22 protein-coding genes are annotated in these 21,738 nt (G+C 51.1%); 15 read left to right on the top strand and 7 right to left on the bottom strand.

What is annotated here, in order from left to right; translation table 11 throughout:
• Positions 1-99: 99 nt before the first annotated feature.
• From BM200_RS18080 to BM200_RS18070, 3 genes are all read right to left on the bottom strand, one after another.
• On the bottom strand, positions 100-978 hold the full coding sequence (locus BM200_RS18080) for a carbohydrate ABC transporter permease (protein WP_091188046.1): 879 nt from the start codon (positions 976-978) through the stop codon (positions 100-102).
• 19 nt (positions 979-997) lie between these two features.
• Entirely contained in the window at positions 998-1,996 is a 999-nt protein-coding gene (locus BM200_RS18075; RefSeq protein ID WP_245773080.1) for an ABC transporter permease subunit, read from the bottom strand.
• 172 nt (positions 1,997-2,168) lie between these two features.
• Positions 2,169-4,496 carry a helix-turn-helix domain-containing protein gene (locus BM200_RS18070; RefSeq protein ID WP_091188043.1) on the bottom strand — a complete coding sequence of 776 codons (2,328 nt, stop codon included), beginning with the start codon at positions 4,494-4,496 and terminating at the stop codon, positions 2,169-2,171.
• Between the two features lie 207 nt (positions 4,497-4,703).
• On the opposite strand from BM200_RS18070, the gene BM200_RS18065 reads away from it, so the two are divergent.
• Positions 4,704-6,791 (top strand): right-handed parallel beta-helix repeat-containing protein, encoded by a 2,088-nt coding sequence (locus BM200_RS18065; protein WP_175532920.1) that lies wholly within the window; start codon positions 4,704-4,706, stop codon positions 6,789-6,791.
• A gap of 64 nt (positions 6,792-6,855) precedes the next feature.
• A complete protein-coding gene (locus BM200_RS18060; protein ID WP_139230804.1) occupies positions 6,856-7,557 on the top strand; it encodes a VOC family protein in 702 nt (233 codons plus the stop codon).
• Between the two features lie 61 nt (positions 7,558-7,618).
• Here BM200_RS18060 and BM200_RS18055 read toward each other — a convergent pair whose 3' ends face one another.
• Positions 7,619-8,437 carry a methyltransferase domain-containing protein gene (locus BM200_RS18055; protein WP_091188039.1) on the bottom strand — a complete coding sequence of 273 codons (819 nt, stop codon included), beginning with the start codon at positions 8,435-8,437 and terminating at the stop codon, positions 7,619-7,621.
• Positions 8,438-8,602: 165 nt separating this feature from the next.
• Here BM200_RS18055 and BM200_RS18050 point away from each other — a divergent pair, with 165 nt between their 5' ends.
• From BM200_RS18050 to bshB2, 3 genes are all read left to right on the top strand, one after another.
• Positions 8,603-9,157, top strand: a complete 555-nt coding sequence (locus BM200_RS18050; protein ID WP_091188037.1) for a GNAT family N-acetyltransferase — start codon at positions 8,603-8,605, stop codon at positions 9,155-9,157.
• 84 nt (positions 9,158-9,241) lie between these two features.
• Complete coding sequence (locus BM200_RS18045; protein ID WP_091188645.1) at positions 9,242-9,586, top strand: YojF family protein; 345 nt, start codon at positions 9,242-9,244, stop codon at positions 9,584-9,586.
• A 30-nt stretch (positions 9,587-9,616) separates the two neighbouring features.
• Positions 9,617-10,279, top strand: coding sequence for a bacillithiol biosynthesis deacetylase BshB2 (bshB2, locus tag BM200_RS18040; protein WP_091188035.1), 663 nt, complete (start codon positions 9,617-9,619; stop codon positions 10,277-10,279).
• A 74-nt stretch (positions 10,280-10,353) separates the two neighbouring features.
• On the opposite strand, the gene BM200_RS18035 is transcribed toward bshB2, so the two are convergent.
• Positions 10,354-10,962 carry a transglutaminase-like domain-containing protein gene (locus BM200_RS18035; RefSeq protein WP_091188032.1) on the bottom strand — a complete coding sequence of 203 codons (609 nt, stop codon included), beginning with the start codon at positions 10,960-10,962 and terminating at the stop codon, positions 10,354-10,356.
• A gap of 138 nt (positions 10,963-11,100) precedes the next feature.
• On the opposite strand from BM200_RS18035, the gene BM200_RS18030 reads away from it, so the two are divergent.
• The 10 genes from BM200_RS18030 (at position 11,101) to BM200_RS17985 (ending at position 18,224) form a co-directional block, all read left to right on the top strand.
• The gene (locus BM200_RS18030) at positions 11,101-11,445 is read left to right on the top strand and encodes a DUF1801 domain-containing protein (RefSeq protein WP_091188030.1); all 345 of its coding nucleotides are present in this window, start codon (positions 11,101-11,103) and stop codon (positions 11,443-11,445) included.
• A gap of 232 nt (positions 11,446-11,677) precedes the next feature.
• Positions 11,678-12,787, top strand: a complete 1,110-nt coding sequence (locus tag BM200_RS18025) for an amidohydrolase/deacetylase family metallohydrolase (RefSeq protein WP_091188028.1) — start codon at positions 11,678-11,680, stop codon at positions 12,785-12,787.
• Positions 12,765-13,877 carry a DgaE family pyridoxal phosphate-dependent ammonia lyase gene (locus tag BM200_RS18020; RefSeq protein ID WP_091188026.1) on the top strand — a complete coding sequence of 371 codons (1,113 nt, stop codon included), beginning with the start codon at positions 12,765-12,767 and terminating at the stop codon, positions 13,875-13,877. Before BM200_RS18025 ends, BM200_RS18020 begins: the two co-directional genes overlap by 23 nt.
• Positions 13,870-14,628 (top strand): 2-dehydro-3-deoxy-phosphogluconate aldolase, encoded by a 759-nt coding sequence (gene dagF, locus BM200_RS18015; protein ID WP_091188024.1) that lies wholly within the window; start codon positions 13,870-13,872, stop codon positions 14,626-14,628. Before BM200_RS18020 ends, dagF begins: the two co-directional genes overlap by 8 nt.
• Positions 14,618-15,637 carry a sugar kinase gene (locus BM200_RS18010; RefSeq protein WP_091188023.1) on the top strand — a complete coding sequence of 340 codons (1,020 nt, stop codon included), beginning with the start codon at positions 14,618-14,620 and terminating at the stop codon, positions 15,635-15,637. Before dagF ends, BM200_RS18010 begins: the two co-directional genes overlap by 11 nt.
• Positions 15,638-15,648: 11 nt before the next feature.
• On the top strand, positions 15,649-16,365 hold the full coding sequence (locus BM200_RS18005; protein WP_091188021.1) for a GntR family transcriptional regulator: 717 nt from the start codon (positions 15,649-15,651) through the stop codon (positions 16,363-16,365).
• Between the two features lie 17 nt (positions 16,366-16,382).
• Positions 16,383-16,754 (top strand): iron chaperone, encoded by a 372-nt coding sequence (locus BM200_RS18000; protein WP_091188020.1) that lies wholly within the window; start codon positions 16,383-16,385, stop codon positions 16,752-16,754.
• A gap of 1 nt (position 16,755) precedes the next feature.
• Entirely contained in the window at positions 16,756-17,277 is a 522-nt protein-coding gene (locus BM200_RS17995; protein WP_091188018.1) for a GNAT family N-acetyltransferase, read from the top strand.
• A gap of 20 nt (positions 17,278-17,297) precedes the next feature.
• Positions 17,298-17,777 (top strand): DinB family protein, encoded by a 480-nt coding sequence (locus BM200_RS17990; protein WP_091188017.1) that lies wholly within the window; start codon positions 17,298-17,300, stop codon positions 17,775-17,777.
• Positions 17,778-17,912: 135 nt separating this feature from the next.
• On the top strand, positions 17,913-18,224 hold the full coding sequence (locus BM200_RS17985) for a hypothetical protein (RefSeq protein ID WP_091188015.1): 312 nt from the start codon (positions 17,913-17,915) through the stop codon (positions 18,222-18,224).
• A 61-nt stretch (positions 18,225-18,285) separates the two neighbouring features.
• Here BM200_RS17985 and BM200_RS17980 read toward each other — a convergent pair whose 3' ends face one another.
• Together BM200_RS17980 and BM200_RS17975 are read right to left on the bottom strand one after the other, a co-directional pair.
• On the bottom strand, positions 18,286-19,911 hold the full coding sequence (locus BM200_RS17980) for a response regulator (protein WP_091188013.1): 1,626 nt from the start codon (positions 19,909-19,911) through the stop codon (positions 18,286-18,288).
• Positions 19,912-19,938: 27 nt separating this feature from the next.
• Positions 19,939-21,645, bottom strand: a complete 1,707-nt coding sequence (locus BM200_RS17975) for a cache domain-containing sensor histidine kinase (protein WP_091188011.1) — start codon at positions 21,643-21,645, stop codon at positions 19,939-19,941.
• Between the last annotated feature and the right edge of the window lie 93 nt (positions 21,646-21,738).

The raw sequence follows: 21,738 nt of genomic DNA, 5'->3' as shown, positions 1-21,738 counted from the left end.
AAAAGAATGGTCACACAATCACCCGGAGTAGGCTGTTCGTGACGATTCTTACTTCGTAAGCCTAGACTTAAAGAATGGTCACACAAACAGCCGGATTAGTTAGCCTTTCAAAGAACCGACCGTTAACCCTTTTACGAAATACTTTTGGAAAAAGGGGAAGATCACCAGCATCGGTCCGCTTGCAACAATTGCCATCGCCATCCGAACGGTCAGCGTCGGGAATTGCGCGAATTTGAGCTTATCTGCTGCTTCGGCCATCGGCGAGTTTGCGAGAAATTCGGCCTGCGATAGAATCCGTACAAGCAGCAGCTGAAGCGGAACGTATTTATCGTTGTCAATGAAGAGAAGAGCGTTGAACCATTCATTCCAGTATCCGAACGAGATAAACAATCCGAGCGTCGCAAGGGCAGGCGTGGAAAGCGGCAGTATAATCGTAAAGAAGATTCGGTACTCTTTGGCGCCGTCCACCTTCGCGGACTCGATGATCTCCCTGGATATTTTGTCGAGGAAGCCCTTCATAATCATAATGTTGAACGGACTCATCACGGCAGGAATGATAAGAGCGGCCAATGAATTTTTCAGATGCAGATATTGGGTCATCAGAATGTAGAACGGAATAAGCCCGCCGTTGAACAGCATCGTGAAGAAGACATAAAACGTTAGCGGCCGCTGATAGCGGAAATCGCTGCGCGAAATCGGATAAGCCATTAATGCGGTCATAAAGAGCGATAATACGGTACCAATGACGGTAATGGCAATCGTAACGCCATATCCTCTAATAAGAGGCTCCGGTTTCTCGAATACAATGCGGTAAGCTTCCAGGCTCCATTCCTTGGGCAGAAACTGATAGCCGAACTGATGCAGACTGTCTTCCGAACTAAGAGAGATGGAGATGACAAGAACAAAAGGCATAGCAATGAGCAGACAAATAATAATGAAATACAAATTAATTACGGTATCAGCGACTTTGATTTTCATGTTCGGGCGGCCTCCTCGGTCAGAAAAGCGCATTGTCTTTGTCAATGCGGCGGACGATCAGGTTAGCGGTTACGACGGTCACGAGTCCAACGACGGACTGCAGGAATCCGACGGCAGCGGCGGAGTTAATGTCTCCGAGCTTTGTTAAAGCACGGTAGACGTAGGTGTCGATAATGTCCGTTGTCGGAAAGTTAGGTCCCACGTTATTCGGAACGAAGTAATGCAGCCCGAAATCCCCTCTGAAAATATTGCCGAGACCTAAGATAAACAAAATAATAACGAGCGGCTTGAGCAGCGGCAGTGTTATCCGGGTCATCATCTGCACGCGTGAGGCCCCGTCTAACCGGGCGGCTTCATAATAATCCGTACTAATTCCCGTAATGCCGGCGAAGTAGACGAGAGTAGAGAAGCCGACGCCTTTCCATAGAGCAACAAGCGGCAGGATAAAGATCCACGGTGTCGTCTCCAGGTACCAGTTATGCGTGTTCAAGCCGAAGAAAGTGAAGATTGTGTTCAGATACCCGTTCTCGAAATCGAGAAATGCGTTGCCGATGTAACCGACCAGTACCATGGAGATGAAATAAGGCAGGAACAAGGTCGTCTGGTACACCTTAATCAGCTTGCTTGTCAGCTCATTAAGCAGCAGGGCAAGCAAGAGGGATACCGCCATCGTAAGAAAAATGTACGAAATGTTGTACAGCAGAGTGTTGCGGATAATACGGAAGGCATCCTGCGCTTTGAACAGAAATTCGAAGTTAGCAAGGCCTACCCACTTGCTGCCGAATATCCCTTGGTCATACCGGAAGTATTTGAAGGCCAGGATCAGCCCGACCATGGGCAAATAGGCTATGACCAGTTTGAATAAGACCCCCGGGAGGGCTAGCAGAATCAGTTCGCGGTTGCGCCGGATATGCCAGAGCTCTTTGGCAAGCCAGCTTTTGCGTTTAACGGGTGCAGGTGCTGCTGGCTGCTCTTGGCTGCTAGGAAGACCGGCAGGCGGAATGTTAGACAAGTGCATCTCCTCCAATCTTTGATGAGTCCAGCATGCCATGAGCCGGATGGCGCGGGGTAGAGTTCATTCCTCGAATAACTGTAGAAGCGGGGTGTACTAATTGCGAATTACTGCTTAATCCTGCTTGCAGCGTCAAAAAAGCCGCCTGCTTCCTTGTAAGGAAACAGGCGGCTGAGCTTCAGGAGATAGATTTCTTAATGCGGAACTCCTTCGGCGTGCTGCCGAACTTGCTTTTGAATAAGCGGAAAAAGTAGCTTTGGTTGCCGTAGCCGACCTTCTCCATGATTTCGGCAATTGTGCTGTCTTCTTTGAGCAGCAGCTCCTGTGCCCGGCGCAACCGAACATCATTAAGATATTCGGTAATCGTGATTCCGCAGCTGTCCTTAAACAGCTTGCCGACATAAGCGGAGCTTAATTTGACGGTTGAGGCGATGGACTGCTGGCTTAGATTGTAATCACTGTACTTTTGCCAGATCAGTTCCTTGACGGTCTCGATAATCATCTCATTGCGCTCCATGCTGGAAGGCTTTGCTTCTTCGCATATGGCCGTGCATAGGGATAGGAAGGCCATGTGCAGCTCGTCGAGTGTATAGTAATCCTGCGGAAGATGAGGAATACGTTCAATATCAACGGACAGATGGGTGATCCGGTTGCTCGTAATGTCGGCTGCGGCGTTCTTGATGATCCATGCCATGTCGGCGATTGCTCTTCTCATATCCTCCAGCTGCAGATTCGTTAATATGGTGAAAGCCCGTTCAAGCTCGCTGCCGGCATCGGTCAGCTTCCCTTTCTTGAGCGCCTCCGACAGCTTCTTCTCTATATCATCAGGCAGTGATTTTTGTTTGTTCTCGAGGTTTGTACGTATATCCTGTAATTCTATAATCGCTTTGTAACCCATGAGAATACTGTACTGGCTAAGCTGGTGGGACTGGTAATAGCTTGCGGACAGCTGGGTAAGCAGGGAAGCAGCTTCACCGATCCCGCATGTGAGGGAAATATCGTAATAGCGTTCCAGAACCTTCTGGACATCGGCGATAGAAGGCTTGATAGCCGCCGGATCAAGCGGTGCTTCCTTCCCGGACAAGATCAACGTAAAGTGATCCTCCTGCATGTCAATCATCTCGCAGCAGAATGTCCGTGACAGCACTTCCTTCGTAATATTAGTTACCGCAAAGCTGTGAAGCTTCTTCATCGCCGGCGATGTTCGGCGGTCATATTCATCGTACCGGTCGAATCGAAGGGTGCATACGGTATACGGCCCGCTTGGAGCAAGCTGCAGCTCATGCTTCGTAATCAACTGACGCATATCCAGTTCAGAGAGGCTCCGGTTGTCGGTCAGAAACTTGCGGGTATAGTACTTGCGCACGATCTGCTCCGAGCTGATCTCCTGGAGCTGTCCGGAGAGCTGCTCATAGAGATCGCCCATGGCGTCTAATTCATTCCGTTTGCGTGAATCCGGGGCAGCGGTTCGCATATGCGGCAATATCCGCTTCAGCATCGATTCGATCGGACCGTAGAGCTTGTAGCTCAGCCAGATGGAAGCCCCGATGGAGAGAAGGATAAAGGCCCCGGTCAGCGCGAAATTCCTTGTCCGCATATCCGAGACGGCCTGCATAATCTCCTTGTAAGGCTGAATGTACAGAATCGTCCAGTCTCCGATCCCATGGAGGTAAGTAATCATAACCTTCTGCCCGCCGGAATTGCCGATCACAAAGCCGGAGTCGCTTTGCTGTATGGCTGCCGTATGATCGGGATCAACGAGCTTGCCGATAGCCTCCTGATCCAGAGGAAGCGATTCTTCGGAATGTCCGCTGTCAAACAACTGGCCGCCCGAGGTTCTAATTAGAATTTCGCCGCTGTTCCCGCTGCTTACGCCGTTAAGCTTGCTGAGACTGTCGAATACCCAGTCGGGCTTGATGAACAAGATGACGGCTGATTGCTCCGGAGTAAACGGACCATACGTATCGGTTACGATAAAGGCAAAGGCGTCAATGCCGTTGGATTGACTGAAGCTGAACGGGATAAGTCTGGAGGCCGGCAGGGAGCCGCCGGAAGTATGCAGCAGCCAATCAAGGATGCTGCTTTTCGTCGTGCCGCCATCCACCAGAAAATCACTGGAGGAGCCGTAAAGCTCTTTGGTCGAAGCATTATAAACAGCCATCGAATGAAGAAAAGAGGAGCTCTCCAGCATATTGTACATTTGTCGATAGCCGCGGATATAGTCCATTTTGGGCAAGTTGTTGCTGAACATCAGCGGAATCAGGGCATTGTCGCGAAACGCGAACGTGGACAGGTGAACGATTATTTCATTCATATAAGAGAGGTTGTATTGGGTCTGGGTCAGAACCTTCAGGTTCGCATCCTCCTGAACATGCTTGACCGACCTCTCCAGCAGATAGGTATTTGCCGCTGACAGGCCGGTGAGGATCAGGGCCATCGTCAGCATAATGGAGAATAACACGCGCTTGAAATATTTTTTGGAAGTAAAGTAGCCATATGCTTTCATGAGTATCCTGCTCCTTTATCAAGCATGAGGTCTATATGTATAGTTGTAAACGCTACCAAACCGTTGTGCAAGGGTTATTTTAGACGGAATCACCTTATGAAGGAGATATACTCGTATCGTATACCTTTTAGCATTTTGTGCAGTTTACAGTCCGGCTCGGGATATGGCAGTGTGAAGTCAAACCACAAGGATAAGGCGGTGAAGATCATGCTTGAAATCTATGTAAGCGCGTCGGGCAATGAGCATGGCAACGGAAGCAGAGAGGAGCCGTTTCGGAGCATTCAGGAAGCACAAGCAGCTGTCCGTTCCTTAATCCATCATGGAGCGTCGGGTGGAATTGCCGTTATTGTCGGAGGGGGGACCTATACGCTTGATGAACCGCTTCGCTTCGGCAGCGGCGATGCCGCTGGAGAACACTGCCCGGTCATCTACCGGAATGCTGCTGGTGAAACAGCCGAGTTTGTCGGCGGGATGGTTCTGACAAAATGGGAGGACGCAGGGGATGGACTCTGGACGGCGCAGGTGCCGAACGGCGTTAAATTCCATACTTTATATACGGATGGGGAACGTGTTCCGAAAGCGAGAATGCCGGCCTCCGGTTACTATCACTCTCTTCTGCTGGAGGAAGACGGACGAGCAGGCCTCCGTTACGGGGAGGGAGAATTCCCGGACGGTTTGCTTGCTGATGCGGACGGCCTGCAGATCTATGTCTGGCCGGGCGGAGGAGAGGCGAATTGGTTCGCGGAGACGATTCCGGTTGCCGGAGTTATGGTCAATGAGCGCCGGATTATGTTCAAACGGCCTAGCTGCTGGGAGATCGGGGAGGAATCCCGCTATTACTTGCAGGGCTCGCTAGCCTTCCTGCAGGAGCCTGGCCAGTTCCACCTGGATGAGCCGGCAGGCGTACTGTATTACCGTCCGCGAAGCGGGTCGCCGCTGAATGAGCGGGTAGTTGCGCCATTGATCGGCCGGATTCTTCATATAGAAGGGGATAGCGAAGCGGAGAGAGTATCTGGCCTGACATTCTCGGGGTTATCGTTTGTCTGCACGGATTTCGTAGAGGATTTCCGCATGATGCGGGAAGAGCCCGGCATGGACAATGCCGAACCGGATGAGAACCGAAGCGGCATCATCTATATGCGCAATGCTCAAGGAATAGAAATTTCGGATTGCATCCTTCGCAATTCCGGCACTTGCGGAGTATATCTCGACCGTTGTGCAGAAGGAGCGAGGCTGCTTCGCAACCGAATTGAGCGGTTAGGACATACCGGTATTTATGCTTCCGGCTATGCGCCGGGTGAGGGGGATTTTCGGGATAACACCGCTCCTTACCAGAATAAAGGTCATCGCATAACCGATAATGTCATTACAGGCGGCGGCGAGCTTGTTGGGCATGGCAGCGGCATTGTGCTGTATCAGAGCGGGGATAACGAGATTGCCCATAACAAAATAGCAAATATGCCCCGTTACGGTATTTCCATGAAAGGGCTGCGTTATCAACTAATGCCGTCTGTACTCTGGGAGACGGAAGTCACCTGGGAGAACCATTATGCATTCCTCTACACCCGCAACAACCGGATTTGTTTTAATGATCTGTCGAATGTAATGACGGACAGTCAAGACGGCGGAATGATCGAGTCTTGGGGGATTGGGAGGGGAAATGTGATTCATAACAACCGGCTGCATCATAGCGGCATTCATTTTTCCTTCGGGTTTGGCATTTATCTCGACGATGCAACCGATGATGTAGAGGTTACCCATAACGTGATTGATCATTTGTACCAGACCGGAGAAGGCAAGCTGTGGATGGCGATTTTCTCGAAAGGAATCGGCAACCGGATAATGAACAACTTAATCGCAAATAACGAATCGGAATGCGCCTTTGGTACGCAGGAGATGGTCGGCGAGTTCAACCGGGATATTGTAATCAGCTCGAACATCGTATCCCATTCCGGATACATGTACGCTCATGTGAATTGGAGCGCGGAGCGGCTGGCATCGGCCGGCCGCAATTTGTACTGGCGCGGCGGCGAGTCCCCAAGGGTAACAGGCGAGCTGCCGTTCCCGTCAACTGGAGTAAGCAAAGTCTGGGGCAAAGTGTATGCCTGGGATTCCTGGCGAGCATGGATGGACGGGAAATTTGATGCAGAGACGATCATTGCTCCTGCCGGGTTTGTGAATGAAGCGGCAGGAGATTACCGCCTTCAGCCAACCTCTCCCGCCTACCGGCTGGGCTGGCAGGACATCGATTTCTCTCAATTTGGGCCAAGAATGAAACCAAAGGAGTCCTATTGAGGTATAATCAATTACTACTTAAATGATGCCTAAGGAGCTGAATGGTCTGAAGAGGATTATCCCGATGTTACCGTGTCCTTCGATTAAGGAGCAGGTTGCCTTCTATGAGATGCTGGGCTTTCAAACCGTGCAAACGTATACCCGTCCCAATCCATATGCGGTACTGAAATACGGCGATGTGGAGCTTCACTTCTATGGCAGTAAAAAAACGCTGCCTGCCGAGAATCCGAATATGTGCTATGTCCAGACGGATCATGTCGATCAGCTCTATGCCAGCTTCACGTCATCGATCAAGGAGAAGACCGGTAAAATCCCGCGCAGCGGAATTCCCCGCATATCCAAGGTGAAGGATCTGGCGGATGACAGACGGTTTGTTCTGACCGACGCCGGAGGAAACACGCTGTTCGTGGGGTCGCCTCATTCGAAGTCAGACACCCAGACAGTATTCTTAAGAACAATTGAGAATACCGAGCATGCCAAAAATTTCGAAATACTTTATGACCTTCTGTATTCGAAGGAAGACAGTCATTCCGCATCCCTGATGCGGGCGAAGTTTTTCCCGAAAGACCTTAGCCAGCTTCAAGTAAGTGATCTGGACCTGGCGAAAATATTACTGGTCGCGCTGGACATGGAACTGCAGCAGCATCAGGCTCTGGATGAAGAGCTGAATAACAAGCTTTCGGATCTGTTTGAGCAGTACGGCAAGGAGGACGCTGACTGGACTCAAATCTCTCAAAAGTATGAAGATATCTTGAATGTAGAGTAACACACATAAAAACCGCGCAGAACCTTAATGGTCCTGCGCGGTTATTTTTCTTGCCCAAACGTTAAACCTTCCGCGCTATTATCGCACTCATCGCATGCTGGTGGGGGATGCCGCTGGAGTTGCAGTCGAATACGATCTCCGCGCTGTCCTTGATCAGCCAGTCATGGTAGTGCGACAGCAGCTCGCCCGAATGCCATTTGTAGGCATGAGGCTCCTTTTCCGGCGGCGGAGCGATAAACGGCTTGTTCACAAATACATTCAGCACATGGATTCCGCCCGGGTTAGTGAACTGCTTGTAGTTCGCGAAGATCTCCTGGCGGAACTCCGGCTTGATATAATGCAGCACCCCGCTGGAGTAGATAATGTCGTACGCCGAGTCCAGCCGGAAATCAAGCACATCCGCTTTGATCACATTCACATGAACGCCGACCTGACCGGCGAGCCTCTTGGTCTTCTCGATTCCCGCATCCGATACGTCAATCCCCGTTACTTCATAACCATTCCGTGCAAAAAATACCGCATCTCTGCCTTCTCCGCAGCCAATGTCCAGCAGCTTCAGCCGTCTGGTCGGGGGCATCTGCCGCAGCACCTCGTACACGCCGTTGTTAGGCTCCGTTCCCCAATAATAATTCTCTGTTTTATATTCTTCCTCATAGATCGTAATCGGCTTATCCTGGGAGGCATATCCGAGCAGCTTGTCGATACTTACCCTAAGAGCGCGGCATAATTCAGGCAGCAGCGAGAGTTCCGGCATCGTTAAAGCGTTCTCCCATTTGGATACGGCCTGAAACGAGATGCCGAGCCTTGTCGCCAGCTCCTCCTGCGTCAGCCCTCTTTCTTTTCGGTAAATCGCAATATTCCGCGCTAATTTCTCCTTCATGTTCGCTCACTCCTTTATTACTACACATTCTATTGGAGTTGCCCGAGCGGAACAATAACGCGCGGATTGATTTTTCATCAGACTCAACCGGCAGTTGAAATTTGTAGAGGTTTGACCGAAAGGAGTATACTGGAGGTATCTTTGGTTATAGCAGGAGGATATCTTATGTATACACAAGCAGAACCAATCGGGATCATCCAGAATCATATAAAAGTATTCCAAGCTAGAGAAGAGGATACGGCAGCGGTGCTGCAGCTGCTCGTCAATACGGCGAAATGGCTGGAAAGCAAAGGTTCTGCTCAATGGAACGCCCTGCTGCACGGGGAAGACTCCCATCAGACGCCGGAGGCGATCAAGCGGGGAGAGGTATATCTCTTCGTACAGGAGGATACCTTGCTTGGCATGGTTATGCTGATGCAGCAAGCAAGTCCATGGGACAGGGAGCTGTGGGGCGAGGAAGGGCACGAGAGCTCCGTCTACCTGCACAGACTTAATATTAACCGTGCGGCAGCGGGGACAAATCTTGGCGAGGCAATCGTCTCCTGGGCGAGCACGGGTATTCATTTCCCGGGCAAAGACCGCATTCGGCTTGACTGCATTGCCAATAATCCGAAGCTGAATGATTTCTACCTAAACAGCTGCGGCTATGCGTTTAAAGGAATGGCCTCTAATCCGGTTGGTGAGTTTAATCTGTATGAGAAGAAGGTATCGGAACGCTAATCTTAATCTTGCTATTCCGATTGACTTACTATACAATCTTCTCAATTCATGAATTCGTTATAGGGCAAAGGAGAATCCAAGATGATGCAACCAATCCATCCGGCGGAAGTTCAAAGACGCCTGGAAAGCTTGAAAGATCAAGATGTGTATATTCATCTTGAGATGACGACAGGAGCTTACGCGGCTCATAATGATGCCTCCAAGCATCCGGCCGCTACTTTTATAACAAACGCCGTTATTCAATACACGAATGGTTTGATTTCCGGAAACGGCCCTTTCCGTGTCGGACTGAAAATGCAGCAGGGCTGGGTGTATTCCGAAGGCTTAACCCACTATGAAGAAAACGAACCCGAACGGCTGATTCTCGCCGGGCATGACCAGCAGGGCAAGCTGGTTGTCTCGCTGCAGCTGAGCCGGGAACCGTTCTAAACAAATGTTTTCTGAAAGGAGAAGGACCATATGGACCGTATATTAGTTGTTCTACCACATCCGGATGATGAAGCATTTACGATGTCGGGCACGCTTGCGCAGCTGATCGATCAAGGTGCTCATGTCACTTACGCCTGCTTGACGCTTGGGGAGATGGCCCGGAACATGGGTTTCCCGCCGTTCGCAAGCCGGGTAACGCTGCCGCAAATCCGTCGGGGCGAGCTTGAAGAATCCAGCGCGGCGATAGGCATCCAGGATCTTCGAATGCTTGGCTTCCATGACAAAACAATTGAGTTCGAGGACAAGGTGTTCCTCGATGAACATATTCATGCTCTAATTGAAGAAGTGAAGCCTGACGTTATCTTTACGTTTTATCCGGGCTACAGCGTTCATCCGGACCATGACGCAACCGGCGAAGCCGTTGTTCGGACGGTGGGTAGGCTGCCCGAGGAAGAACGTCCGCCCGTTTATTGCTCGGCATTCTCCCGAAATCACGAGCAGTTTATCGGCAAGCCGGATATCTCGTTTGACGTGCGGGATTATTTGAAGAACAAGATGGCTTCAATCAGGGCCCACCGCTCCCAGTTTCACGCTTCCGAAATTTTCGGAGACAAGGATCATACCGACAAGGAGCTTAGGGAACGGTTCGGCACGGAACGGTTCTGGACGTATAAGTTTGAGAAGTGGAACTAAATGCTTAACAAGAACAAGGCGGAACATCTCACTGCCAAGTGAGGTGTTCCGCTTTTTTTATCTATGTCCGTCCGTTATATCTCCGCAGGCAGACCGTGCAGATACATTTGTCTGCAGTCAGTATTCTGTTGCAGGACTTGAATGGTACTCGGATGAGGTGCCGCATAAATGACAGGATAGTCGATTTCGTCATATTCTTCACGAATGGGAAAAGCCAGCTTTTCTTTATCAAGGGAGAATTGAGCGTCAATGCCCGGTTTGTTGCCGCGTGCATCTACTCTTACCCACCCGCTGATCTCCTGCAGATACACCGCGTTCAGCGCATGGATGCAATAACCGGTATCGGGCGTGTCGCCAAGTGTAAGGCGCTGGTAGCAGTAGCCTGCCGGTATGCCTTGGCTCCGCAGAATCGCACAGAGCAGATTCGATTTGGCATAACAGATGCCTTCCCGGTATAGAAGAACCTCGGATGCCCGGCAAGTAATATGCGAGCTTTGAATATCCCAGGAATGGGAGATGCGGTCGCGCACATATTCGAAGGCAGACCGAACGAAGGCTGTCTCGCCTGCTGACTGCTGCTGCAACTCTGCCGCCAGCTCCAGAATAGAAGGATGACGGTAATCAATGATTTCTGAATCGGCTAAATAGTCTGCTAATAACGGTGATTCACAACGGAAAGGCATATTAAGGTTCCTCCTGATCGAGTGTAATATCTATAATTATGCGATAATATTAATATTTATACAATCGTCTCTATGTCTTCTATTATTTGGACAAAATGGTATAGTGAATGATAGAACTAGGCGAAGGGAGAGAATCGAATGAAACAGCAAGAGGTTACGGCTTATATCGAGGCATTAGTACAGACGTGGCAAATTGAACTGACGAACAAGCTCCGTACTTTGGTGCATGAGAACGTGCCGGGTATCGAGGAGAGAATTCAGTACAAGAAGCCTCATTTCTTGAAAAACGGCAAGTATGCTGCGGTGATCTCCACGGCGAAGGATGCCGTCAGCTTTGTTATTTTTAACGCTGCGGACGTTCAATTTCCGGAAGGGCAGTTCGAAGGGCCGCCTGAACGGAAGACGATCAAAATCAAATCGGGACAAGCCGTAGATTATGATCTGCTTGCCAGTCTGCTGAAGCAAGCTTCGTCAACGCTGTAGGAGAGTAGAATCGTATCCCTGGAGAGTGGGTTTACCCCGCTCTCTTTTAGTGGAAGGGCAGCGTTTTGCGGAGAAGATCATTGGACCGTTGAAGGAAAATGGTATTATAAAATAGCATCGTCAACAAAGAAGAGGTCAACAAACATTATAATGTTTGTTGACCTCTTCCCGTTTCCCATGTATCTTAACTTTATAACGTTATAATTAAGTCTCTTGGTGAAAAGGTGGCGGGATGAAAGAACGGACGATATGGCGGAATGTCAGGCTGGCGGACCGCCCGCAAACGGCTGATATTGTTGTAGAAGCGGATGGACGCATTGCAGAGCTGGCCGGGGCCTGCACGGCAAGCGGCGGCAAGGTAATCGATTGTACCGGGATGTATGCCTCCAGCGGATGGATCGATCTGCATGTGCATGCTGTTCCCGGATTGGATCCGTATGGGGATGAGATCGATGAGATTGGCGTGAAGCATGGGGTCACAACCATTGTAGATGCGGGAAGCTGCGGCGCGGACCGGATTGATGAGCTGGCAGCAAGCGGGCAGCAGGCGAGGACGAGAGTGCTGGCGCTGCTTAACGTGTCCCGTATCGGGCTGCAACGGATCGATGAGCTGTCGGAGCTGCCTTGGATTGACCGGGAAGAGGCGCTGCAGGCTATCACCCGGCATCGGGATTTTATCGTGGGGTTAAAAGCGAGAATGAGCGGCAGCGTCATTGGTCCAAACGGCCTCGAGCCGCTGCATATCGCGCGCAGGTTATCCGGGGAATGCGGGCTGCCGCTGATGGTGCATATCGGGTCAAGGCCGCCGGGCGTTGAGGAAATATTGCCGCTGCTTCAGGAGCGGGATGTCATCACGCATTATTTGAACGGCAAGCAGGACAACCGTTTGTTCGATGCGGCGGGTGAGCCGATCCCAGCCTTGCTGGATGCAAGGGCAAGAGGCGTGCGCCTGGATGTCGGGCATGGGACGGCGAGCTTCTCCTTTGAAGTAGCGGAGATGGCGAAGCGTTCCGGCATAAGCTTCGATACGATCAGTACCGACATTTACCGGGGAAACCGGCTGAATGGTCCGGTTCGAAGCATGTCCCATGTTCTGACGAAGTTTCTGCATCTGGGTTACAAGCTCGAGGAGATCATTCCGGCGGTTACAAGCCGTTCAGCCGAATGGCTGGGCAGACCGGAGCTTGGGCGTATCAAGGTCGGAGAGCCGGCGAATCTGACCTTGTTCGAAGTGGCGGACCATCCGTCGGAGCTTATTGATTCCGAAGGGGAAATACGGACAGCCGTACAAACGATTCAGGCGAGGGGAGTTTATACAAATGGACAGTACCTTACATGCTAGATACGGATTAAAGCGGGTTATTAACGCCAGCGGGAGAATGAGCATTCTGGGGGTATCTGCACCAACCGATTCCGTAATGGAGGCGATGAAGCAAGGCGGACAGAGCTATGTGGAAATCGCGGATCTGGTCGATAAGGCAGGCGACTATATCGCCGGGATTATCGGTTCGGAAGCGGCCGTGGTCGTAAACTCCGCATCAAGCGGCATCGCGCTATCCGTTGCCGGGCTCGTAACGAGAGGAAATCGGCGTTTGACGGAGAAGCTTCATCAGGAGCCGATCGCACAGAATGAGATTATTATCCTCAAGGGTCATAACGTGCAGTACGGTGCACCGGTTGAGACAATGGTCTACCTCGGCGGCGGCAAGCTGGTTGAGGCTGGTTATGCGAACGAAGGCAAAACTGAGCATATCGAAGAGGCCATTAACGAGCGTACGGCTGCGATTCTTTACGTGAAATCCCATCATGCCGTGCAGAAGAACATGATCAGCGTAGAGGAAGCCTGGGAAGTTGCACGGAGGCGGGGGGTTCCCATGATTGTTGATGCGGCGGCGGAAGAGGATTTATGGAAATACGTCGCCTGCTCCGATCTTGCCATCTACAGCGGCTCGAAGGCGATTGAAGGACCAACCTCCGGCATTGTTGGCGGCAAGCGGCAATACGTCGAATGGGTGAAAATGCAGCTTCACGGCATCGGCCGCAGCATGAAGGTTGGGAAGGAGACATCCTTTGGCCTTCTGCAGGCTTTGGAGGAATACCGCGGCAAGCCGGACAACAGCGAGCTCGAGAAGGCATCGCTTGGCAAGCTTCTTCCGCTCGGCAGGCTGCCCGGCGTGAAGGTGGCGATCGTGCAGGACGAAGCGGGACGGGCGATTTTCCGTGCGCGTGTTCAGATCGATCCTTCCTTGTCAGGCACAACGGCGAAGGCTGTTAATGATGGGCTGCGCGAAGGTGAAATCGCAATATATACCCGGGATTATGGCGTGAAGCAAGGTTATTTCGATATCGATCCCCGTCCGCTGATGGGCGACGATATGGATGTTATTGAAGCTCGAATCAGGCAGCTGGCAGGAGGTCGGACGAATGTCTAATATGACGAAGCGATTGTATAAAGGGCGCGCCGCCCTAAATGTGCTGGCGGGAAGCATCGGCAATGCGAAGGACGTATTTGAAGCAGCGGAAGGATATGTGCTCGTTGGCGTCTTGTCCAAAAATTATCCGACCGTGGAGGCAGCGGTGGAAGCGATGCGCGAATACGGTCTTGCCATTGACGATGCCGTATCGATTGGTCTCGGTGCCGGTGATAACCGTCAGGCAGCCGTTGTAGCGGAGATCGCAAAGCAATATGGAGGTACGCATATAAATCAGGTATTTCCGGCGGTGGGTGCGACAAGGGCTAACCTGGGAGCGCGGGGGAGCTGGATCAACAGCCTGGTGTCCCCGACCGGACAAGCAGGTTATGTGAATTTGTCGACCGGGCCGGCAAGCGCTGCTCAGCGGGATCATGCGATTGTGCCGGTGAAGGCGGCGATTGCGCTTGTCCGCGACATGGGCGGCAATGCGCTGAAGTATTTCCCGATGAACGGCCTGGCTTGCGAAGAGGAGCTGCGTGCGGTGGCGAGGGCATGTGCGGAGGAAGGCTTTGCGCTTGAGCCGACAGGCGGCATCGACAAGGAGAACTTTGAGGCGATTCTTCGTATTGCGCTCGAAGCGGGCGTACCGCAGGTTATTCCGCATGTTTATTCCTCGATCATTGATAAGTCAACGGGTGCAACCAAGGTGGAAGACGTGAAGGAGCTGTTGATAACGATGAAAAAGCTGGTTGACCATTATGGCGGCTAAGCGGATCGCGGCTTTTGGCGAAGTGATGATGCGGCTGCAGACACCGGGCTACGAGCTTCTGGCGCAGGCGGGCAGCTTGGCTTATTCGTTCTCGGGTACAGGCGTTAATGTCATGTCGGCGCTCTCGCGTTTCGGCCATCCCGCCTCGCTTGTTACCCGGCTGCCGGATAATCCGCTTGGCGATGCAGCTATGGCAAATCTGCGCAAGCTTGGGGTGGCAACGGATCTGCTCCAGCGGGGCGGTCGGTACATCGGCATGTATTTTCTCGAAAACGGCTTCGGATCGCGTGCGAGCCGCGTCACCTATACGAACCGGCAGGAGAGCAGCTTTAATACGGCTCCTGCCGAGGCGTATAATTACGAGGAGCTGGCGAAGGCGATTGACGTTCTTCATCTTTGCGGCATTGCGCTTGCCATGAATGACGGCGTCCGGCTTCATATGCGCAAGCTGGCCGAGGCTGTAAAGCAGCACGGCGGACTCATTGTATTTGACTGCAACTACCGTCCGGCTTTATGGGGGGAAGGCGGCTATTCCGCAGCGAAGCCGCATTACGAGCGGATGCTTCAGCTGGCAGATACCGTTATGATGAATGAGCGGGATGCCGTTCACATTCTGGGGATGTCAACATCGGCAGCGGTACGTGGGGAACAGCTGAAGGAGCTGATCCCGGCGGTAGCCAGCCAATATGGAATTACCGTCATTGCAGGTACGCACCGTACTGTAAATGCCGATCATACCCACTCGCTGCGCGGCTTTCTATACAAGGAGCAGAAGTTCTCTTTTTCACCGGAGCGGACGTTCAGGGTATATGACCGGATTGGTGCAGGCGATGCTTATACAAGCGGGATTATTCATGGGGAGCTGCAGGGCTTTGCGCCGGAGCAAACCGTTGGATTCGCCGCTGCGGCAGCGGTACTCGCGCATACGACCGCAGGAGATACGCCGATGTCGTCGGAGCGGGATATTAGCCGAGCGATGGAGGATGACGCTGCCGATATAGAAAGGTAGGTACGGGTGAGATGAGATTAGTACGAAATAACAGGCCTCTTTACATACAAGTCATGAGTATTATTAAGGACCGGATTTTGCACGGCGTGTACCCGGTTGACACGAATATTCCTTCCGAGCCCCTGCTCGAGCAGGAATTCCAGGTGAGCAAAATAACGGTACGCAATGCGATCAAAGCGCTGGTGCAGGAAGGGTATTTGGAGACGAGCAGCGGCAAAGGCACAAGGGTGGTCCGCAATACGTCGTCATCCAAGCTGTCCAAGCTGAAGCGTTTCACCGAAGTACTGGTAGAGGAGGGGCATCAGATCGGCAAGCAGCTGCTCCGTGCAGGACTCTCGGATAATGAGGAAGGAACCGAGCCGTACCGGCTGTTTGGCCCGCAGGCGTTAAAGGTAGAGAGATTGTATCTGCTGAACGGAAAGCCTTATATTCATTACACGCATTATCTGCAGGCCGGGCTTTATGCGGATAGCGCAAATGATCTGTCTATCCAATCGTTATACGACTGGCTGGAGGAGCGCGGATTTGTACCAGAACACTACCGCGATGAATTTGCCGTTTCACCGGCCTGCGGGACCGTGCGGGAAGCGCTGGGAATAACTGCGGAGCAGGCCATATTGCTGAAGCGTTCCCGATTTGCTTATGGAGCGGATGATGAGTTGATTGAGTATAGCGTTGGCTTTTATAATACGGACATGCAGCCTTATGTTGTCAATTATGATGTGTAGAGGCGAAAGGAGCCGACATGGAAGCGAATAAGACAGGTTATACCTCCATCGATGAATATATTGCGGATTTCTCGCCAGAGATACAGGCCATTCTTACGAAGATCAGGGAAGTGATCAGGGCGGCTGCGCCGGATGCGAAGGAAAAGATCAGCTACCAGATGCCGGCCTTTGAGTTGAATGGAAACCTGGTTTATTATGCGGCTTTCAAAAAGCATATCGGGTTCTATCCGACGGCTGGAGGTATCAGTGCTTTTCAGGAAGAGCTCTCTGGTTACAAAGGAGCAAAAGGCTCGGTGCAGTTTCCTTTGAATAAACCGATTCCGTATGAGCTGATTAAACGGATTACCGAATATCGGGCGGCGGAGAATCGGGAGAAAGGGAAGAAGTAGCATGGAGGACGTGTATCTGGTTCGGCCTTCTGTGGAATGGATGGAGCCTTATCTGGACTTCTATCAGGAGTGGATCGCAAGCGGAGAAGATATTGTTCCCTGGGTCGTAGAGAAGGACCCTTCTCAGTTTGAGGCGATGGTTCAATGGCTGGAGGATCATTCAAACGGAATTGGCCTTCAAGATGGCTGGGTGCCGGACACGACATATTGGCTTGCCGCAGGCAGCCGCACCATTGTTGGCGCGGTCAATATCAGGCATGATCTAACGCCTTGGCTGATGGACAGGGGCGGACATATTGGTTATGGAATCCGTCCAACGGCCAGAAGGAAAGGGTATGCGACCAAGCTGCTGGCCCACTCGCTTGAGAAGACCAAAGAGCTTGGCATTCAGCGTGTTCTGGTCGTTTGTGATGAGAGCAACGTGGCCTCGGCCAAGACGATTTTGAACAATGGCGGAGTAGAAGACAAGAGCTTCGTGGAAGAGAGCGGCAATGTCATCCGGAGGTTTTGGATCGAAGTGTAAAACGAGAAAAGAGGGATTATATGAGCAAAACGTTACTTAATCATCTCGCGTTTGTACGCCAAGTTACGATTAAAGCAGCGCAAGGCTTGTCGGAACAAGCACTGGATTACATTCCGGAGGGCTTTAACAACAATATCAGATGGAATCTGGGCCATATCCTTGTTATCCAGGAAAAATTCGCTTTCCAATTTGCAGGTGAGCCCCTTCAATTGCCGGACAACTTTGAACGGTGGTTTGCCAAAGGAACAAAGCCCGCGGATTGGCAGGAGGAGCAGCTTCCAACGCTCGATGAATTGCTGAAGCTGCTTGCCGAGCAGCCTGTACGCATTGAGAAAAAATTGCACGATCGCTTGGACGAGCAGGTCCAATCCCCGCTTACAACAGGGAACGGCTTGACCTTAAGCACTATTGGGGAGTTTCTAAGCTATACCTTGTACCATGAAGGCATCCACTTCAATGCGATCAATACGCTCAAAAGGTTTGCGGCTAACCGTCCGTAAGGAACCCTCCTTAACCGTTTAGGTTTTTGTTTCGAAATTTGTCAATTTTCACACAATCCAGTCGAGAAGTTCCGGGCGCTTTAATCAACATGTCACCTTTCCAAGCATATGGTGTAGCAAGGTGGTGATGATGAAGTGACATTTACACTTGTCGACTGGATTAAGTACACGTTCTGGGGCGTTTTCGGATTTATGATTATCGATTTCGTGATAGCCTTTTCCAAGTCGTTCTGGGAGGGAAGCTTCAAGACATCATTTCTTCCTTATCTAAAAGACATTCTATTCTACGTATATCCTCTATATTTCCTTATATCGATTGTAAACTTGGACCCGACGGAATGGACGCTGATTACCCTGTTCTTTATAGGCGGCTTATCCATCATAATCAAGTATGTGCGGGACATTATCGGACGATTCAAGCCAAAAGGCGACAGCGACACTACTTAGTCGTTTTGCGGGACGGCAGCAGTAGCCGCTGCAAAAAAGACCCTTCGGGGTCTTTTTTGCTTTATCCCCGACCTTCATCGTCTCTATACTCCTGGGGAGTCGCATCAAAAAACTTCTTAAACACGCGGATGAAATACGCGGTATTGTTATAGCCGACAATCTCGGCGACCTCGAACACTTTAGCGGGAGTTGTGCGAAGCAGGAACGCTGCTTTCTCCATCCGCAGCCGGTAAACATATTCCGTCAGCGGCTCGCCGGTCTCTGCTTTGTAGATTTTCGACAGATAGACTGGATGCAGATGAACATGATCCGCGATCGCAGGCAGTGATACATCCTTCGCCAGATTCAGATCGATGAACGACCGGACCATGCGGACAATCGAGCTGTGATTATCCTTCAGCTCCTTCTCCGCATCTTCCCGGATGCCCTGCAGGATGCGGATCGACCAGTCCATCAGCTGCGTCGCAGTCGTATACGTTGGCGCATGGAAAAACTTCAATGCCTCGCTTGACAGTACCGCAGACAACGTCTTTCCGTTCTTGTGAATGATATACGAAAAAGCCCCCGCCAGCACATGATAAGCTTCAATCAGCTGCTCCGATACATCCTGACCGCTGTCCTTATTCAGCATATCGCGGAAAATATGACGGATCTTGGCCTCGACATCCTCGAACCGTCCTGCATCCAGAAGGCTGATCAGAGTAGGCGGCTCATACAAAGACCAATTTGTATGAACCTCTCCGGTCTCAACGGTGTCTTGGGTGGTTACGAACAAACCTTTTCCGTGGCCCATCTTCCTGCGCATGGAGGTGACGGCATGCTCATAGATTTCTTTCGTCTGGCCGGGGAACTGGCCCCAGCCACCGACAAGAATAGAGATAGCCCCTTTGAGGTAACTTTGAACATTCGTCTGAATCAGCGCCGCATAACGTTCAAGCAGACTCTTGGCATCAGCCCCAACCTTCGATGAATCCTTTGGTTTGACGATCAGCACGATATAATCATGGGCATCGCGCGCATGCCAGAGATAATAATCTTTTTGCATCATTTCACTTGCTATATTACAGATGGCATACTCCATAAGCGCCGAGTCCTGACCAGGCATTTCGGCAAAACGCTCTTCCATCCGAATAAGCATCAGACAGATATTGTCTCCGTCTGCAAAAGGCAGCTCAAGCAGCTTCAGCTTGTCCTGAAGCGCGGCGGAATGGCTTCCTCTCAGCAGCTCATTAAGCGTATTGGCACGGAGCAGGGGGAGATTCTCGTTTAAGGTGTACAGCGTCTTTTGATACGAAGCAACTTCCTCCCATTTGTCCTTTATTTGCTTCACAACCCGCTGAACGGATTCGACCAGATCCTCGTCGCTTACCGGCTTCAGCAGGTAATCAAAGGTATTCTGGGCAATCGCTTGCTTGGCATAATCAAAATCCGCATAGCCGGTAAGCAGAATAGTCCTCACATGAGGCCATTTGCTGTTAATGGCCGTTATTAGCTCAATACCGGACATCCCCGGCATCCGGATATCCGTGATCACAATATCGATCTGATGGTCCTCCATAATGTGAAGGGCCATCGGGCCGGATAACGCTTCGTGAACAACGGTAATGCCGCACTCTTCCCAAGGAATCGTCTCGGCAAGGGTCTCAACAACAGATCGTTCATCATCTACCAACAAGAGCTGTAACATGCTGCTTCACCTACTCTATTATTTAATTCACCTTGTTTCACTCCAGGTAATGGTCGTCTTGACTCCTCCTAATTCCGAGCGGGAATAGGACAAGCCGGCTTCTTCTCCAAACAGATACATCAGTCTTTGATGCACGTTCCATGTTCCGCAGCCCATATTATTGTCAAGCGGCTTGGTCAGACTAAGCTGCAGATCTTGGATTTCCTCGTCAGACATGCCAACTCCGCTGTCCTCTACGATCAATCGGTATAAGCCATCCTTCGCATAGCCGCGAATGCGTATCTCGCCGTTCTCCGCCTTCGGCTCTAATCCATGGATAATCGCATTCTCCACTATCGGCTGCAGGGTTAACCGGGAAATCGACTTGTCCAATATATCATCCGGCACCTCAATCGTAAATCGCATCCGTTCAAGCCGGAGAGACTGGATTTCCAAGTAATTCGTGACCATATTCAGCTCTTCGCGGATCGTTGCCACATCATTCTCAGACCTCGTAATGTAGCGGAAATATTCCCCTAAATTTAACGCCATGGCCACGACGGCCTTTTCATTTTTCATCCGCGCCATGTTCTTGATATAGAACAAGCAGTTGTACAGAAAATGAGGGTTGATCTGGGACTGCAGGTGCTTTAACGTCGCGTCCCGACGCCGCAGCTTCTCCTCATACACATTCTCGATCAGTTCCTGAATCCGCTGGGCCATGATGTTGAAACGCCCTAGCAGAATGCTGAATTCGTTGCTGCCGGAATGGCGAAGCCGGACGGAGAAGTCGCCGGATGACAGTCTTTTGGTACCCCGGACAAGCTGCAGCAGGGGAACTTGAACACTTCGGTAAATGACGAATACAACCGCGATACTCATGACCAGCAGGACCGCGATCGAGATATAAAACAAATTCCGGCTGCTCGTAATCGGGCTGAGAATCTGCTGCATCGGCACATAATCCACATAATACCAATCCAGACTGCCTGATTTGATATACGAGACATAATACTCCGTGTTACCCAGCTCGGCCCGGAATCCTCCGCTGCCGCCCATCCTGGAATCCTTCAATTGCTGCGACAGCAGGGAAATGGTGTCTCCATTGGCGGAGCTGTTCCGGATCGTACCCTGACTGGCATTGAACAGGAACGGATCACCGCTGTTATTTACCTTGTTCTGGTCAAGCATCGTCTTCAAGTGAGTGATTGGAAAGCTGATTTTCGTAATGAGCCTGGCATGACGGGGATCTGACATCGCTGTTGTTGGTTCTGTTGCGTACCAGACGAAGCTGTCGCCCAAGTATTCCCAATTCTTGGAGAAGGGCCTCGTGAACGTATCCTCCTGATAAGTGATCGTATTGTAATATTCCGTGGAGAGAGCGTCTCCGGTACGCGGAAAATAAATCGTAATCGTGGAATGCCATTTGCTTGCCGCATTGTACAGATTCATTTTTTCCAGTATCGCCACGCTCAGCTTCACTCGCTCATAAGGCTGCCCCTTGAAGTCCGGGCGCTGAAATTCCTGAATACTGGAATCTTGTCCGATGGATACGCCATAGAGGGATAATTGATAGATATTCGACTCGACCTGGGAGGCGAAATAGGACAAACGATTCGTTGTGCCGCTCTGGATTTCATTCTCGATTACCCGCACGCTTTCCCGGTTGGAATAGGTGTACAGGGAGAGTACCGGGATGAGCAAAAGCAGCACGAGAAGTGAAATTTTCGTAAAAACATTGAAGCGCAGCAGCAAGTAGAAGCCCCCCTAAGATAGTTAAAATATCAATATCGTTGTTGCAATATTAGGATATAGATCCAAAATCGGCGTTGCTATAATCGTTATATT

It is taken from the genome of Paenibacillus catalpae (assembly GCF_900112695.1).
In the GTDB taxonomy this organism is placed as follows: Bacteria; Bacillota; Bacilli; order Paenibacillales; family Paenibacillaceae; genus Pristimantibacillus; species Pristimantibacillus catalpae.
The sequence above is the reverse complement of the archived record's forward strand: the minus strand, read 5'-3'. Positions and strand labels throughout refer to the sequence as shown.

Coding starts and splice junctions, on each gene's coding strand:
- BM200_RS18080 (WP_091188046.1), bottom strand. CDS start 978: ATGAAAATCAAAGTCGCTGATACCGTAATTAATTTGTATTTCATTATT.
- BM200_RS18075 (WP_245773080.1), bottom strand. CDS start 1,996: ATGCACTTGTCTAACATTCCGCCTGCCGGTCTTCCTAGCAGCCAAGAG.
- BM200_RS18070 (WP_091188043.1), bottom strand. CDS start 4,496: ATGAAAGCATATGGCTACTTTACTTCCAAAAAATATTTCAAGCGCGTG.
- BM200_RS18065 (WP_175532920.1), top strand. CDS start 4,704: ATGCTTGAAATCTATGTAAGCGCGTCGGGCAATGAGCATGGCAACGGA.
- BM200_RS18060 (WP_139230804.1), top strand. CDS start 6,856: ATGTTACCGTGTCCTTCGATTAAGGAGCAGGTTGCCTTCTATGAGATG.
- BM200_RS18055 (WP_091188039.1), bottom strand. CDS start 8,437: ATGAAGGAGAAATTAGCGCGGAATATTGCGATTTACCGAAAAGAAAGA.
- BM200_RS18050 (WP_091188037.1), top strand. CDS start 8,603: ATGTATACACAAGCAGAACCAATCGGGATCATCCAGAATCATATAAAA.
- BM200_RS18045 (WP_091188645.1), top strand. CDS start 9,242: ATGCAACCAATCCATCCGGCGGAAGTTCAAAGACGCCTGGAAAGCTTG.
- bshB2 (WP_091188035.1), top strand. CDS start 9,617: ATGGACCGTATATTAGTTGTTCTACCACATCCGGATGATGAAGCATTT.
- BM200_RS18035 (WP_091188032.1), bottom strand. CDS start 10,962: ATGCCTTTCCGTTGTGAATCACCGTTATTAGCAGACTATTTAGCCGAT.
- BM200_RS18030 (WP_091188030.1), top strand. CDS start 11,101: ATGAAACAGCAAGAGGTTACGGCTTATATCGAGGCATTAGTACAGACG.
- BM200_RS18025 (WP_091188028.1), top strand. CDS start 11,678: ATGAAAGAACGGACGATATGGCGGAATGTCAGGCTGGCGGACCGCCCG.
- BM200_RS18020 (WP_091188026.1), top strand. CDS start 12,765: ATGGACAGTACCTTACATGCTAGATACGGATTAAAGCGGGTTATTAAC.
- dagF (WP_091188024.1), top strand. CDS start 13,870: ATGTCTAATATGACGAAGCGATTGTATAAAGGGCGCGCCGCCCTAAAT.
- BM200_RS18010 (WP_091188023.1), top strand. CDS start 14,618: ATGGCGGCTAAGCGGATCGCGGCTTTTGGCGAAGTGATGATGCGGCTG.
- BM200_RS18005 (WP_091188021.1), top strand. CDS start 15,649: ATGAGATTAGTACGAAATAACAGGCCTCTTTACATACAAGTCATGAGT.
- BM200_RS18000 (WP_091188020.1), top strand. CDS start 16,383: ATGGAAGCGAATAAGACAGGTTATACCTCCATCGATGAATATATTGCG.
- BM200_RS17995 (WP_091188018.1), top strand. CDS start 16,756: ATGGAGGACGTGTATCTGGTTCGGCCTTCTGTGGAATGGATGGAGCCT.
- BM200_RS17990 (WP_091188017.1), top strand. CDS start 17,298: ATGAGCAAAACGTTACTTAATCATCTCGCGTTTGTACGCCAAGTTACG.
- BM200_RS17980 (WP_091188013.1), bottom strand. CDS start 19,911: ATGTTACAGCTCTTGTTGGTAGATGATGAACGATCTGTTGTTGAGACC.